Origin of the sequence: Pseudomonas sp. HLS-6 (genome assembly GCF_002753995.1) — a bacterium.
GTDB lineage: Bacteria > Pseudomonadota > Gammaproteobacteria > Pseudomonadales > Pseudomonadaceae > Aquipseudomonas > Aquipseudomonas defluvii.
This window is the reverse complement of record NZ_CP024478.1, coordinates 3,032,317-3,046,766: the sequence shown is the minus strand read 5'-3', so window position 1 is coordinate 3,046,766 and position 14,450 is coordinate 3,032,317. Positions and strand designations below refer to the sequence as shown.

Sequence of the window (14,450 nt, the reverse complement as noted above, 5' to 3'; positions counted from 1 at the left end):
GCCATTAGCCTGCACCCACCTGAATTAGGTTTATTGGAGAGACGACGAAGGCCACCCGGTGGTGGCCTCGTCGCTTCAGCGTGTTGCGCGCATTATTGGCCGCGCTTGTACAGGGTCTTCTGATAGCTGATGTAGCCGCGCTGACGCATCAGTTCGCGACGCAGTTCCGGGTGCGGGGTGAAACGATCACGACCGTGCAGCCAGAACATGTTGTTGATCAGTACGAAGCTGCCAACCGGTACCGGTACCGAAAGCTTCTTCTGGCTACCTTCGATCGACTCGGACATGGCGTTCAGCCAGATGCCTTCCTCGAAGTCCTGCGGCTGCACGAACTGGTCGATGTAGCGCATGGTTGGACGGCCCTGGTCGTCATTGTCAAACACCGGGTGGAAGACATCTTCACGCACGTTCTTGCTCGGTGGTGCGGTGAAACGCATCTCACGGCGCGCCAGTGGGTGAGAGAAGTAGTGGTCGATGTCTTCCCAGTCGTCCAGGTGCAGCAGCAGGGTGTTGCCACCGACCATGTTCTGCTCGTCGATCTTCATCATCAGCACGTAGTCGGTGTGCTCTTTGACGAAGGTGCCGTCGTTGTGCAGTTCCATTACACGGTGAGGCTGACGCAGGTAGCTGTCGGAGTTGTCGGTGTTGACTACCACGAAGCGGGCATAGAACTGACCGCTCATGGCATCGAAGTTCGAGCGACCGATCAGGTGCGCGATGGCCGAGGAGAACTTGACCATCTCGTCGGCCTGGGTCACGTCACACAGGCCCTGCGGGGTGACCAGCATGCCGCCGGTAGCGCGATCCAGGATGGTGTTCAGCAGTACCGGACGCAGTGTGCCTTCACACAGTTCGTCGAGGATCTGGCCGACGCGGAAACGCAGGAACGACTTGTACTCCAGCGCCTGTACCGGCCATTGGGCTACGGCGCTGACGAAGGCATCGACGACTTCCTTGCTGAAGGTCAGTTCCAGCAGGCGTGGGGACTGCTTGGACGGGCTGACGGTAAAGCCCTTGGTCTCTACCGGAAGCGGCATAACGGGGTCTTGAATGTGAGTGAAGGCGTTCATGGAGGCTCCTGGCAGAGGTAGTAAAAGGCGTCTTCCAGCAATGATCTGGATCAGGCAGGAGTAAAATATCGCTACAAATTAAAAATGTCTACATTTTTCAATTTGAGCGACAGAAAATCTTTTTGTCTAATGTTTTTCCGCTGCAAGCGGTTTGGGTATGATTGATTTTTTTGAGTTCAGGAGCAGTACCTTGGAAAGCCTCGCCCCCAGGCATAACTCTGCATTCAGTGGGTACGAGCGGCTTAAGCACGACATCATTCGCGGCGTATTCAAACCAGGTGAAAAGCTGCTAATGAGCGGGCTCAAGGAGCGCTATGACCTGGGCGTCGGCCCGCTACGCGAGGCGCTGTCGCAGCTCGTGGCAGAGCATCTGGTGGTGGTCATCAGCCAGAAGGGCTATCGGGTTGCGTCCATGTCGCTGCAGGAGCTTCAGGATATCTATGATGCTCGCGCGAACCTTGAAGCCATGATCGTGGGCCTCGCCATCGAGCGCGGCGATGATGCGTGGGAAGCGCAGGTCGTGGCCCAGTCCCATACCTTGTCCAAAGTGATGGATGTACAAACCCGCGAAAAAGTCCTCGATGTCTGGGATATGCGGCACAAGGCTTTTCATAGCGCCATCGCCGCAGGCTGCGGTTCCAAGCACTTGTTGCAGGTGCGCACCTATCTGTTCGATCAGGCCGAGCGCTACCGCCATCTGTGGTTGACCCAGACGGTGTTCTCGGAGGAAGCGTTGGAGATCAAGCGCAAGGAGCATGCCGCGCTGGTTGAAGCGATCCTGGCGCGGGACACGGAGCGCGCGACGACCATGATGCGTAACCACCTGATGTCGCCCGTGCCGATCATTCTTGAGGTCATGCAGCGTGAAGGGTTGGGGAAGGCGGTATCGCTTGTCCCGGCGTCCTGACACGCTCGGGCAGTGATGCAGGGGCGCACGGGCGCCCCTGTCGATCAGATCAGATGCGGAAGCTGTCCACCAGGGTCTTCAGGCGTTCGGCCTGTTCGTCTAGCGCCTTGCAGGCTTGCAACGTTGCATTGAGGTTGGAGATGCCTTGTTGGTTGAGGCTGTTGATCTCGATGATGTCGACGTTCAGTGACTCGATGACCGAGGTCTGTTCCTCTGTTGCCGCCGCGACGGACTGGTTCATCCCGTCGATTTCCACGATGCGGCCGGTTACGCCATTCAGGTGTTCGCCCGCCTGATTGGCAATCGTCACACTTTCCTCACTGTGTTGCTGGCTTTCCGTCATGGTTGCCACGGCTTCGCGTGCGCCGACCTGCAACTCTTGAATCATCGTCTGGATTTCCTGTGCGGACTCCTGGGTACGATGTGCCAGGCTGCGTACTTCGTCCGCCACCACGGCAAAGCCACGTCCTGCCTCACCCGCCCGAGCGGCTTCGATGGCCGCGTTCAGTGCCAGCAAATTGGTCTGTTCGGAAATGCCCTTGATCACCTCGAGGATTCGACCGATGTCGACGGTACGGTTGTTCAGGGTCTCGATATTGAGGCACGACGCACTGATCTTCGAGGACAACTCGCTCATGGCCTGGAGGGTTCGGGCCACGACCTGGCCACCGTCCTCGGCTTGCAGGCTGGCACCTGACGCCTGGCGTGACGCATCTGCTGCGTTGCGCGCAATCTCCTGGGCTGCGGCGCCCAGTTCGTTGATGGCCGCGGCGACACTGTTGGTGCGTTGGCTTTGCTCGTCAGAACTGCTCATTGACGACTCTGACGATCGGATCACTTGCTTGACGACTTTGTTGACCTGAGCCGTGGTAGACGCCACCTCGCGGATAGACCCATGGATGCGCTCAACGAAGCGGTTGAAGGCGATGGCCAGTTGGCCGAATTCATCGCGCGATTGCACATCGATTCGCCGGGTCAGGTCGCCTTCGCCTTGGGCAATGTTTTCCATTGCGCGAGAAAGGTTGTTCAGGGGTTTCATGAGCACCTGGATCAGCATCCCCAGCAGGGCGATGATCACCACGACCGCCACAATGCTGGCGATCAGTGCGCTGGCACGAAACTCTCGTTGTTGGCTGTAAGCCATGTCTTTGTCGATTGACAGGCCAATGTACCAGTCGACTGAGGGCAGGCCCTTGATGGGTGTGAAGCTGACGATGCGGGGTTTGCCATTCTCTTCAGCTTCGGCAAAGCGCTGGTCGATACCCGGGGTATGGTTCGGGTACAGATCCTTCAGCGACTTCATGACCAGTTTGCGGTCCTGGTGGACCAGAATCGTACCGTCCCTGCTGACCAGGAAGGCATAGCCGGTGCCATTGAAGTCGAGGGCGTTGATCATGTCCGTCATGGTCTTCAGGCTGAGGTCTACACCGGTGATACCGGCCAGGCGCCCGTCGTGCCGCACAGGTGCGGTGATCGACATCACCAGCTCATTGCTCACCAGGTCCATGTAGGGGTTGGTCAGTATGGCCTGGCCTGCAGTCTCGGCCTCTTTGTACCAAGGGCGGACCCGTGGGTCATAGTCTTTGCCCAGGTCCGTCGGCTTGTTGGCCAGGAAGCGGCCATCTGCCTGGGTTCCGATGTAGGCCAGTTCGAATGCCTGACGGATGGCTTTCAATGACATGGCTGCGATGATTGAGTCATCGCTCAGGTCGCGCTCGATGTTTTGCTGCATCGACTCAAGCAGGGCGACGCGTCCGGAGAGCCAGCTCTGGATGTTCTGTGCGGTGAGTGTTCCGTTGTTCTGCAGGTCGCCCCGCAGTTCGTTCTCGATGTAGGCGCCTTGGCGAACATCGTTGTAAACCGAGAACAGCGAGAGAATGGCGATCACCACCAATGAGGCAGCGATCAGGATCTTGTGGCTGAATTTCAGGTTTTGCAGCACGGCGTTTAGTCTCCGACTAAGACCCTGGTGGTGTGAAATGCACGCAGCGAGGCTTTTTATAATGTGTGGTCTGTCAGCGCTTGAGCGAGACAGGGGGTGCCTGATGTGGCTGGCAGAACTTCGGCATGGCGACGACGGATCAGCGGTTAAGGTCGCCAAGCGGTTAAAAGTATCGCTAAAAAATAAAAATATCTACGTTTTTGGTGGGCGCTGCTGAGGTTTGCGCGTGGCACGCAGCTGCAACGTCTTTGGCAGGCATGAACAAGCACCGTACGCGGGTTCAGGAGATACTCTTGCGGTCACTTGGGAGAGGTCCCTCGGTGGCGACGGCACTATCTTCATTGCGCTATGTTTAGCCGCCAGCCTGGTCGCTGGCGGCTTTTTTTATGTCGGTGACTCGAGGTGTTTGAAACAGGTGGCGCTTCAGCGAAGCACAGCCAGTTTGATGCCAAATCCCAATAGGCATGCGCCTGCCAGTTTTTCCAGGGCGCTGGATACCTTCGGATTTGCACGCAAACGCTCGGCCAGAAAGTGAGTCAGCAGCACCGCTATCAGGCCATACAGAAACGTGAGCACCGCGATTGTCACGGCCATGAAGGCAAACGTCACCAGCCCTTGGTGGCGTACCGGATCGACGAACAGCGGAAAAAACGCCATGTAGAAGACGATGGCCTTGGGGTTAAGCAGCGTGATCATCAGGGTTTGGCGCAGGTAACGGTTGGGCTTCATCTGCCGGAGAGGGGCTGTACCCGGTTTTGCCAGCAGCATCCGTGCGCCCAGCCAGGCCAGGTAGGCCGCACCGAGCCACTGCACCAGATGGAAGGCTGCCGGGTAGGTGTTCAACAGTGCCGCAACGCCAGCGACCGCCAGCCACAACAACACCTGGTCACCGAAGATGACGCCGAAGGTGGCCGCGAGCCCGCCTTTGATTCCGCCCTTGCCGGTCGACGTGATCAAGGCGAAGTTACCTGGGCCGGGGATGGCCAGCAAGATAATGAAGGCAATGACAAAAGCGCTGTAGTCCGTTACACCAAGCATGAACATCTCCATCGGTATCTGCCGGCCAGAACAGGGTCTGATTCAAAAACAGGATACGCCTGTTGGGGTTTAATCTGACTTGCCTCGTACGATTTTTCCTTGTTTGATCTCGTCTGCGTAGGCCTTCAGCCTGTCAGAATCCTTGTACAGACGATTCATCAAGTGCAGTACTGCCACGACATCGACGTCTTTGACCCGTTCGGCGAGTTTGCTGATTTCCCCGGCGGTTCGTTCCAGGTTTGATGCAACCGCTTTCAGGTCGCGTTTCAGTTCACTGCTTGATTTCCTGGTGCCCATTCCTACCTCTCAAAACATCGTCAGGTACTGTCACCTGGCGCTTGCTGGCCGCGGAGTGCCGCCGGTCAGAATACTCAGTCAGGTTTGAATTTTCATCTTCACTTTTGCGTCCGCCAGAACAACGCCATTGCTTTGACCGCCTGATGGGATCAGTCCGTGGTCGAACCTTCATTGGGTGTGACGGGCAGCGGCTTCAGATGAAATGTGCACGCTGTTGCCGCCCTCAGTGCCCGGCCAGCAGTTTGAGTAACTGGTCGGCGGCGGGCAGGCATAAAAAAACCCGCACTGGGCGGGCCAAGGGAGATTCTGTAGGAGCATTGCCAGAATAGGGCGCTCGACGTGAACTGTTTGTGAAGAGGGTGTCGAGAAAATGCAAAACCCGGCGCCAGGCCGGGTTTGTGTCACGAGGGATCAATCGTGCTTGTGGTGACGCTTGTGCTTGTGTCGCTTGCCACCATCGTTGTTGTCGCCATCGTCACCCAGATGGTTACCCAGTGCGCCACCCGCTGCGCCACCGAGGCCTGCGCCGATAGTGGAACCGGTGGAGCCGCCGATCTGGTGACCGATGATCGAGCCGCCCGCAGAACCGAGCCCGCCACCCAGAGCAGCTTCGGTGCGGTTGCCTTTCTTGGCGCCGACAGCACTGCCGGCTGCGCCGCCAACACCAGCGCCAATCGCTGCGCCTGTGCTACCGCCGATTTGCTGGCCGATGACATTACCCAAGGCGCCACCCAGGCCGCCGCCGACTGCGGCAGTACCATCGCCGGCAGCCAACGCGCATTGAGACAAGAGAAGACCTAGAGCAAGGGTAGGCAATGTAAAACGCATGATATGAGCCTCAGAAAAGGGGGGCAGTGTTCAAATGGGCAGGTCGTACAGCAAACATGTCAGCGAGGGCTTTAGCGGTCCTCGTCCCGGTAGCGATCATCATGTCGGTGATGACGGCGGTGATCCCGGTCTTGCGAGTAGCGGTGGTCCTGATCGCGCCAGCCATCGTCATCCCGGTCATGGTAATGATGGTGATAACAGCCGGAGGACGCCAGGAAAGTGGCGATCAGGGCGAATTGCGAAAGGCGAGTCAGCACTGTTGTTTCCTTGATCCGCAGCGCGGTTTTTTAGTTGCAAGGCTCTGACAGTGTTTTCTGTTATTGGTTTCGGCAGGATGCCGCATTTGTAGGCTGTATGGAGCGGTTAGCCTAAAGGGCTGGATGACTGTTCTGGATGAATCGCAGGCAGCAAAAAGGCGCCTATCAAGGCGCCTTCTCTAATATGGTGCGAGTGGCGGGACTCGAACCCGCAAGGCTCACGCCGGCAGATTTTAAGTCTGCTGTGTATACCAATTCCACCACACTCGCATGCTCGATTTCTTTACTGCGCTACATCAAGCAACTCAAAGCAAGCTACATCAAGCCACTCGGCGCAACTAATCAGTGGCGCAAAATCGAGGCGTCTTTATAACTCATCGTTATATTTGAGTCAACCGGGCAGGGGCTTTGCCCTGTTCAAGCTGTTGCTGCTCAATGCTCTGCGCCACGTCGCGCAGGTCATCTACAGAGGCCTGTAAGCCTGCTATTCGTCCCTGCATATCCGCGGCATCCTGCGCATGTACCGAGTGTTGCAGGTAGAGCGCATGGCCCGCTAACGTTGTCGCAACCTGCTCAAGTTTCTCGGCCGTGTGCTCCAAGTCGTCATGAATTCCCTTCATCCGCATGTCTGATACCAAGACCTTATCCTCTAGTCCCTTATCGGCAGTGGGCTTTGCTATGGCCGCGGGGGGACTATAGCAAGTTACCAGTGCCTGATCAGGTGTTTGCGCAGCGAAGGGAAGGCCGAGGGCCGGTGCGCGGACAATGGCAACTACGGTTTGCCACAGTTCGGCGGGTTGCAGCTTTTCTACTGCTGAACCTGGCAGGTGCGCGGGAATAGTGTTTACGGTCAGTGCTGAAGTCGGTTTGCCCGACGGTCAACGGTTACCGGCATTTGTGGCAGGCACACTTATCACGCCGTTGTGGCTGAATCTGCGTGTTCCAGGACGAAATCCTGAGCAAGAGACGCCTCAATAGTCGGCTATTGGCTTTTCGCTCATGGGGCGGCACGTTGCAGTTGCAGGCGTTGATCGGCGCGCCTGGGCCTCCTGAAAGGCATGCGATCTGCGGTCATGGCCGGTCTTCAGCGACCAAGCGCATCCGTGCGACTCGAGTCATGGGCTGTTAGTGCTGATCGTCTCCTTTCTCTGGTGCTGGGTTGCCAGCCTGGATGCGCTTGAAAATCTCTTCTCGATGCACTTGTACATCTTTGGGTGCATCAATGCCGATCCTCACTTGCATCCCCTTGACGCCGAGAATGGTGACCTTGATGTCATCATCGATAACGATGCTTTCGCCGACCTTTCGGGTGAGTATCAGCATGTATTTCTCCTTGGTAGCTTGAATTGCCTGGCAACGTTGTTGCCCAGGCCGGTCGCGCACTATATGCGCTTCCTCTTTCCTTTATTAAAGACGCATTCGTTGAAAATAAATTCTCCGAGCAAAGATTCTGCTGCGTGTCTTTAGTCGCAGGAGGCGACTGGGCGGATGCAAACGTAGGAACGCACCTTTGCCCGCAGACGCAAGCATAGGGGGGGGGCGACGAATATGGGAAATTTCTCTGCTAGGCATGAGCAAAATCTTAATATGCCGTATCCCAACAGCCTAGAATTTTAACGCGTGGCACGTGTGATCAGCCAAGCAAAGCCACCGATTTAATTTGCGCCCAAAGCTGCTGCCCTTCATGGATACCCAATTGGTCGTATGAGAAGCGGGTGATGCGCGCCAGCAATGGTGTGCCACTGGCATCAAGGCTGAGCAGCACGTGGGCGTCATTGTCGGCAATGCGGTGTTGACCAACACGCACGGGCAGGCGATTGAGGATGCTGGAATGGTCGTTTTCGACCAGGCTGAGGCTCACATCGCGCGCGCGGACCTTGAGCCGCAGGTACGTTCCAAGCGCCAGCGGCGTATGAGTGACGCGCAGTTGCAAGGCTGTGCCGGGCAGATGCAGCCCCAGCAATCGATAGGCCGGGTCATAATGTGCGACGCTGCCTTCGATGATGACCCCGGCATCTTCGTCCTGCGCCAGCGGCAGGTCGATGCGCGCCAGGGTTGGCGCTATGGCACCGCTGGCCAGTACGTTGCCCTGTTCGATGATCACCAGGTGATCAGCCAGTTGTGTCACTTCGTCCAGCGCATGGCTGACGTATACCAGGGGAATCTCCAGTTCGTCGTGCAGGCGCTCAAGGTACGGCAGGATCTCGCGCTTGCGCGGTGCATCGAGTGCCGCGAGTGGCTCATCCATCAGCAGCAGCTGCGGGCTGGTCAACAAGGCGCGAGCGATGCCTACGCGTTGCCGTTCGCCGCCAGAGAGCGTATCAGGCTGACGCTCAAGCAGGTGGCCGATGCCAAGCAGTTCGCAGGCCTGCTCAAACGCCACTTTGCGCTCACGGGGCGGGGTGCGGCGCTGTCCGAACTCCAGATTGCCACGCACCGACAGATGGCTGAACAGGCTGGCTTCCTGGAACACGTAGCCAATGGAACGCTTGTGCGCGGGCAGGAAGTACTGCCTGCGTGAGTCTTGCCAGACCACGCCATTGACCTCGATATACGCTTCTTTCGCTCGCTCAAGGCCTGCCAGGCAACGCAGGCAGGTTGTCTTGCCAGAGCCGGAGTGACCGAACAGGGCGCTGATCCCGCGGCCGGGCAACTGCAGGTCGACGTTCAGTTCAAACGCCTTCCAGGCCACTTTCAAGCGGGCATGAATCATGGGGTGCATGTTTAGCTCCAGCCCGGTTTTTCACGGCGGCTGGCATACAGGGCCAACAACACCACAAATGAGAACACCAGCATGGCGCCCGCCAGCCAGTGTGCTTGCAGGTACTCCATGGCTTCCACATGGTCGTAGATCTGTACCGAAACCACGCGTGTTTTGTCGGGAATATTGCCGCCAATCATCAACACTACGCCGAACTCGCCAACGGTGTGGGCGAATCCAAGAATGCTGGCGGTGATGAAGCCGGGTTTGGCCAGCGGCAGTACTACGCTGAAAAAGGTGTCCCAAGGCCCGGCGCGCAATGTTGCTGCAGCCTCCAGTGGACGCTCGCCGATGGCGCTGAAGGCGTTCTGCAAGGGTTGTACGACAAAGGGCATGGAATAGATCACGGAGCCGATTACCAGGCCGCTGAAGCTGAACACCACAGTGCCCAGGCCCAGTGCCTGGGTGGCCTGGCCGATCAAACCATTGGGGCCCATCGCCAGCAGCAGGTAGAAACCGATGACGGTGGGCGGAAGGACCAAGGGCAGGGCGACGATAGCCCCAATCGGGCCGCGCAGCCACGAACGGGTGCGTGCCAGCCACCAGGCGATGGGGGTGCCAACGATCAGCAGAATCAGCGTGGTCAGGCTGGCCAGTTTGAAGGTCAGCCAGATCGCGGCAAGGTCGTTGGCGTCCAGTGGCATTAGCGTGAGTAACCGTAGGCGGCAATGACGGCAGCGGCCTTTGGCCCCTTGAGGTAGTCAACCAGGGCCTGAGCGGCTGGGTTGTCTTTGCCTTTGGCCAGAATCACAGCGTCCTGACGGATCGGCTCATGCAGTGCTGCGGGCACTACCCAGGCTGAGCCGCGGGTGATCTTGCCCTCCTGATAAATCTGCGACAGCGCCACAAAGCCCAGTTCCGCATTGCCGGTGGCGACGAACTGATAGGCCTGGGTGATGTTCTGGCCCTCCACGAGCTTGGCCCGGGTTGCCTCGGTCAGGTTCAGTTTCTGCAGTACTTGAGTGGCGGCAAGGCCATAAGGTGCGGCCTTGGGGTTGGCGATGGCCAAGTGCTGGAACTGGTTCTGTTTCAGCACGTTGCCTTCGGCATCGACATAGCCGTCTTTGGCTGACCACAGCGCGAGCGTGCCGATTGCATAGGTAAAGCGCGAGCCCTTGACGGTATCGCCCTCGGCTTCGAGTTTGGCTGGTGTGGTGTCGTCTGCGGCCAGGAACACCTCGAAGGGTGCGCCGTTCTTGATTTGTGCATAGAACTGCCCGGTGGCACCGAAGGCCGTGACCAGCCTATGGCCAGTGTCTTTCTCGAACTCTTTGGCGATTGCCTGAATGGGCGCAGTGAAGTTGGCTGCCACGGCAACCTGCACGTCATCGGCCCAAGCGCTGCTGGTCACGACGGCGCCCAGGAGGGCCAGGGCGAAACGGGGGGCTTTCATACGCATGAAACACGGCTCCGTGTGCTGAAGGGGTATCGCTATGTACGTAAATATATAGCGATACGCAGGTACACCGGAAGGATTGTTTCAGCGTGTGAGGAGTGCCAGGGCCTTGTTCGCCAACTGTTGGGTGAGTTGTGCAGCCGGCAGTTCAACGCCCAGCCTCAGCGCCTGGCCGGACCACAGGTTGCTGAAATCGGTATTGCCCTGGGGCTCGCTGATCGCCCGCAGTGGCATCAAGGCACCACCTGCCAGAGGAAAGGCGGGTGCGGCGGGGTTCATCGGGCCAAGTTCACGCATGATGCGGGTAGTAATCCCGCGGGCCGGGCGCCCGGTGAACAGGTTGGTCAGTGCCGTATCGCTCTCCGCATGGGTGTGCAGGGCCTGGCGATGGGCAGCCGAGATCTTGGCTTCCGGGCAGAACAAGTAGGCGGTTCCCATCTGTACGGCTGAAGCACCCAGTGCAAACGCTGCAACGATGCCGCGTGCGTCGCCAATACCGCCAGCGGCAATGACCGGGACCTGCACGGCATCAACAACCTGGGGGACCAGCGCCAGGGTGCCGACCTGGGTATTCAGGTCGCTGCTGAGAAACATGCCGCGGTGCCCGCCGGCTTCGTAGCCCATGGCAATGATCGCATCGCAACCCTGTTGCTCCAGCCACACGGCTTCAGCGACGGTCGTTGCGCTCGACAACACCTTGGCCCCCGTTGCCTTGACCCGTCTTACCAGCTCGGCGTCTGGCAGGCCAAAGTGGAAGCTGACAACCGCCGGGCGGAAGGCTTCTACCAGTTCGCAGGCTGCGGCATCAAAAGGGGCGCGGTTTGAAACCGGTGTAGGCGCCTCGAAATCGGCGCCCAAGGCGTCGTAATACGGTTTTAATGCCTGTTTCCAGCGCGCATCGCGTTCACTGTCGGGGGTTGGCGAACGGTGGCAGAAAAAATTGACGTTAAGCGGGCGTTGGCTGGCCTGGGAAAACGCCTGCAGCTCCTGGCGCATCTGCTCGATGCTCAGGGTTGCGCAGGGCAGGGAGCCCAGGCCGCCAGCGTTACTGACGGCAATGGCCATGGCGGAGCCCGTAGCGCCGGCCATCGGTGCCTGGATAATGGGCAGTTCGATGCCCAGCAAATCGAGGATACGGCTGTCTGGCCAGCGGCTCATTGCCCGGTGCTCCTTGTGGCGTAATGTGCAGTCCTGTGGTTAAAGCGCTCGGGTGACGCGAATTTCAGTGATGCGTTCGGCGTCTTCGCCGTGCATCGTCTTGAGTGCGGCTCGAGCTTGTTCGAGCGAATCATCAGTCAACTGGGCAAAGTCCCAGCGGCGTTGATCGTCGAGTTTGTAATGGATGACGTACTTGCGTGTGTCGCTCATGTTCAGCTCAGCTTTGAAGAAGATCGACGGATGATCTTGATGGAATGGGTGAACGTCGTCTTGCGTGAGGCGGCATTGTTCAGGCGCGGGCCGGCGGTATCGATGGTGATGTTCCAGAAGCCGGAACTGGGTACCGTGATTTTTGCCGGGAACCGGTCGAAAGCGCCACCGTGGTAGGTATGGCGACCACCATTCTTGAAGCTGCGGAAGTTGGCATCGCTCATCAGGCGAATATTGCAGCGCTGGGAACACTCGATAACGACAATGTCGTCCTCATTGAGATGTTCGCGCCGATGTACAAATTTCATGTGACTCTCCGCAACGGAACTTTTCGCAAATCAAAACGATACCACGATGTCGGTTACACTGTCGGCCTTCGCGCCAGACCTAGGAGAAATCTGCCAATCAAGGGAGCAAATCTGTCGGCGCGTGGTCAGAACTTTTTTCGATGGAGTGGTATCGATGAGATGGCTTGTCCCAGCGTTGGCAGTAACGCTGACTGGTTGTGCGAGTGTGGCAGAGCTTGAGCAAACCCCCGAGACCCTGGATGTTATTTCAGGCAAGTCGCCACAGGCGTATGCCCATTGTGTCCAGCAAGCGCTGGCCGACAGTCGCGCACCTTTGCAACTGGAAGAGCGCCATGATGGGGTTCGCTTGATCGTGCCGCAAAAACTTTCCGCTGGGCCTGCAGCGGTATTCGATATTGAAAAACGTGGCAGTGGCAGCAGCATCAAGTTGTATGAACGCCTGAACAACTTCCCAATGCGTTTGGGGGATGTGAAAACCGCAGCCACGCACTGTATCTCGGGCTGAGGCCGGTGTTTCGATGATGGTCTCCAGATAGAACGATTCAGTGCGGTATCCCTCCTTTTCCAGTGTTGGCGCAATGTTTGTAGCGGGCGGTATATAGGCCTACTATTCATAGGCTTATATTTTATGTGCCTAAGCTAATAACTAGAAAATGGAGTTCGTGATGATCCCACTGGATCGAATCCTGGCGAGCGGCGCATTGCTGCTCTCGCTTCAGGTCGCGCAGGCTACGGAAGGTCAAAACGTTTTCACTCAAGGCGGCCAGAACCCCGCCGCCATGGCATGCATGGGCTGTCACGGCGCTGATGGCATGGGCATGGCAGCGGCCGGGTTCCCACGGTTGGCAGGCTTGCCTGCCGGCTACCTGAGCAAGCAACTGGCCGACTTTCGTAGTGGCAGCCGCAAGAACCCGATCATGGAGCCGTTGGCCAAGGCCCTGAGCGCCTCGGAAATCCAGGCAGTCAGCGCTGCCCTGGCAGCCATGCCCACCCCGAAAACCCCGCTTGTCCGCCGTCAGCAGATGGCGAGCAGCCCAGATGAGAAGCTGGCGCTGTACGGCGATTGGGCACGCAGCATTCCTGGCTGTGTTCAATGCCATGGCCCTGGCGGCGTGGGCGTCGGCGAGCATTTCCCGCCACTGGTGCATCAGCCGGCCACCTATCTGGCGGCACAGCTCAACGCGTGGCGAGACGGCACTCGCAGCAACGATTCCAACCAGCTCATGGTTGGCGTAGCCAAGGCATTGAGTGACGACGAGGTCAAGGCGGTAGCGGAGTACTTTGCCAACCTTGGCAGCCAGGAGGGCAAACAATGACGCGCTTTATCTTGGCTTCGCTGGCATTGTCCATGGGCAGTGTTCACGCTGCACAGGTTGTCATGGAGGACCAGTCCCAGTTGAACGTGCCACCTGCCAGCACGGCAAGTGGCTTCGTTCCTCCTGCCGAACGTGAACTGCCGGACAACGCGTTCGGCAAGATGGTCCGTGATGGCTACGCCCTGTTCGTCGATACTCGGCGGCTGATGCCGAACTACGTCGGCAATGGTCTCAATTGCAGTAACTGCCACCTTGATCAGGGGCGCCTGGCCAACTCGGCCCCGCTGTGGGGGGCGTACCCCATGTACCCGGCCTATCGCAAGAAAAACGACAAGGTCAACACCTTCGCCGAGCGTATCCAAGGGTGTTTTCAGTTCAGCATGAATGGCAAGCCGCCTGCAGCGGATAGCCCGGAAATGACCGCCTTGTCGGTCTACGCCTACTGGTTGGCCAGCAAGGCGCCGATTGGCGTCGAGACACCCGGGCGTGGTTACCCGGACGTACCGGAACCTGCTCAGGGTTACGATTTCAGCCGGGGCGAGCAGGTGTACAAGGATCAGTGCGCGGTGTGTCATGGCAACAACGGTGAAGGCCAGAAGGTTGCCAGCGACTATGTGATGCCGCCACTTTGGGGCAAGGACTCCTATAACTGGGGCGCGGGCATGCACCGGATCAATACGGCCACCTCGTTCATCAAGCACAATATGCCCTTGGGCAAGCCCGGCAGCCTCTCGGACCAGCAAGCCTGGGACGTGGCGGCTTACATCAACAAACACGAGCGCCCTCAGGATCCACGGTTGATCGAAGGCTCCATCGAGAAGACCCGTCTGAAGTTCCACGCGAATGATGGCGTGAACCTGTATGGGCAAAAGGTCGAGGGTGTCTTGATTGGTCAAGGCACTGAGTAAGCTCAGCCCCTGCCATTTTGTGCCTGTCGAGGGTGATCGGCAGGTGCAATATTT

General features: G+C 58.3%; 18 protein-coding genes, 1 tRNA gene and 1 pseudogene. 4 read left to right on the top strand and 16 right to left on the bottom strand.

From position 1 onward, the window contains the following. Window positions 1–92: 92 nt before the first annotated feature. Window positions 93–1,070 carry a glutarate dioxygenase GlaH gene (gene glaH / locus CS390_RS14175; RefSeq protein ID WP_065761769.1) on the bottom strand — a complete coding sequence of 326 codons (978 nt, stop codon included), beginning with the start codon at window positions 1,068–1,070 and terminating at the stop codon, window positions 93–95. A gap of 190 nt (window positions 1,071–1,260) precedes the next feature. Here glaH and csiR point away from each other — a divergent pair, with 190 nt between their 5' ends. After that, on the top strand, window positions 1,261–1,977 hold the full coding sequence (gene csiR / locus CS390_RS14170; RefSeq protein ID WP_245704411.1) for a DNA-binding transcriptional regulator CsiR: 717 nt from the start codon (window positions 1,261–1,263) through the stop codon (window positions 1,975–1,977). A gap of 49 nt (window positions 1,978–2,026) precedes the next feature. Here the strand turns inward: csiR and CS390_RS25685 are convergent, their stop codons facing one another. The 15 genes and pseudogenes from CS390_RS25685 to CS390_RS14100 form a co-directional block, all read right to left on the bottom strand. Next, window positions 2,027–2,791, bottom strand: a complete 765-nt coding sequence (locus CS390_RS25685) for a methyl-accepting chemotaxis protein (protein WP_371918266.1) — start codon at window positions 2,789–2,791, stop codon at window positions 2,027–2,029. Window positions 2,792–2,884: 93 nt separating this feature from the next. Further along, window positions 2,885–3,865 (bottom strand): annotated as a pseudogene (locus tag CS390_RS25680) (cache domain-containing protein); the annotation flags it as partial. A 477-nt stretch (window positions 3,866–4,342) separates the two neighbouring features. Next, window positions 4,343–4,957: a LysE family transporter gene (locus CS390_RS14160; RefSeq protein ID WP_099775117.1), complete on the bottom strand. Its 615-nt coding sequence runs from the start codon at window positions 4,955–4,957 to the stop codon at window positions 4,343–4,345. A 69-nt stretch (window positions 4,958–5,026) separates the two neighbouring features. After that, a complete protein-coding gene (locus CS390_RS14155; protein ID WP_099775116.1) occupies window positions 5,027–5,254 on the bottom strand; it encodes a hypothetical protein in 228 nt (75 codons plus the stop codon). Between the two features lie 411 nt (window positions 5,255–5,665). Further along, a complete protein-coding gene (locus tag CS390_RS14150) occupies window positions 5,666–6,082 on the bottom strand; it encodes a glycine zipper domain-containing protein (RefSeq protein ID WP_065761789.1) in 417 nt (138 codons plus the stop codon). Window positions 6,083–6,153: 71 nt separating this feature from the next. Beyond that, window positions 6,154–6,339: a hypothetical protein gene (locus tag CS390_RS14145; protein ID WP_256587490.1), complete on the bottom strand. Its 186-nt coding sequence runs from the start codon at window positions 6,337–6,339 to the stop codon at window positions 6,154–6,156. A 185-nt stretch (window positions 6,340–6,524) separates the two neighbouring features. After that, window positions 6,525–6,609 (bottom strand) — tRNA-Leu (locus tag CS390_RS14140). Between the two features lie 110 nt (window positions 6,610–6,719). Next, complete coding sequence (locus tag CS390_RS14135; RefSeq protein ID WP_245704413.1) at window positions 6,720–6,977, bottom strand: hypothetical protein; 258 nt, start codon at window positions 6,975–6,977, stop codon at window positions 6,720–6,722. Window positions 6,978–7,464: 487 nt separating this feature from the next. Further along, complete coding sequence (csrA, locus tag CS390_RS14130; protein ID WP_065761791.1) at window positions 7,465–7,662, bottom strand: carbon storage regulator CsrA; 198 nt, start codon at window positions 7,660–7,662, stop codon at window positions 7,465–7,467. A gap of 310 nt (window positions 7,663–7,972) precedes the next feature. Then, a complete protein-coding gene (modC, locus tag CS390_RS14125) occupies window positions 7,973–9,061 on the bottom strand; it encodes a molybdenum ABC transporter ATP-binding protein (RefSeq protein ID WP_099775115.1) in 1,089 nt (362 codons plus the stop codon). A 2-nt stretch (window positions 9,062–9,063) separates the two neighbouring features. Continuing rightward, entirely contained in the window at window positions 9,064–9,744 is a 681-nt protein-coding gene (gene modB / locus CS390_RS14120) for a molybdate ABC transporter permease subunit (protein ID WP_099775114.1), read from the bottom strand. Continuing rightward, entirely contained in the window at window positions 9,744–10,499 is a 756-nt protein-coding gene (gene modA, locus CS390_RS14115; protein WP_099775113.1) for a molybdate ABC transporter substrate-binding protein, read from the bottom strand. The genes modB and modA overlap by 1 nt, the downstream gene beginning before the upstream one ends. A gap of 81 nt (window positions 10,500–10,580) precedes the next feature. After that, on the bottom strand, window positions 10,581–11,654 hold the full coding sequence (locus CS390_RS14110) for a nitronate monooxygenase family protein (protein WP_099775112.1): 1,074 nt from the start codon (window positions 11,652–11,654) through the stop codon (window positions 10,581–10,583). 39 nt (window positions 11,655–11,693) lie between these two features. After that, window positions 11,694–11,864, bottom strand: coding sequence for a hypothetical protein (locus CS390_RS25080; protein ID WP_099775111.1), 171 nt, complete (start codon window positions 11,862–11,864; stop codon window positions 11,694–11,696). A 2-nt stretch (window positions 11,865–11,866) separates the two neighbouring features. Then, entirely contained in the window at window positions 11,867–12,172 is a 306-nt protein-coding gene (locus CS390_RS14100; protein WP_065761796.1) for a DUF1883 domain-containing protein, read from the bottom strand. Window positions 12,173–12,326: 154 nt separating this feature from the next. Here CS390_RS14100 and CS390_RS14095 point away from each other — a divergent pair, with 154 nt between their 5' ends. The 3 genes from CS390_RS14095 to CS390_RS14085 all read left to right on the top strand — a co-directional run bounded on the left by CS390_RS14095 (window position 12,327) and on the right by CS390_RS14085 (window position 14,396). Further along, window positions 12,327–12,677 (top strand): hypothetical protein, encoded by a 351-nt coding sequence (locus CS390_RS14095; RefSeq protein WP_065761840.1) that lies wholly within the window; start codon window positions 12,327–12,329, stop codon window positions 12,675–12,677. A 160-nt stretch (window positions 12,678–12,837) separates the two neighbouring features. After that, window positions 12,838–13,488 (top strand): cytochrome c, encoded by a 651-nt coding sequence (locus CS390_RS14090; RefSeq protein WP_065761839.1) that lies wholly within the window; start codon window positions 12,838–12,840, stop codon window positions 13,486–13,488. After that, window positions 13,485–14,396, top strand: coding sequence for a c-type cytochrome (locus tag CS390_RS14085; protein ID WP_099775110.1), 912 nt, complete (start codon window positions 13,485–13,487; stop codon window positions 14,394–14,396). The genes CS390_RS14090 and CS390_RS14085 overlap by 4 nt, the downstream gene beginning before the upstream one ends. Window positions 14,397–14,450 lie beyond the last annotated feature (54 nt).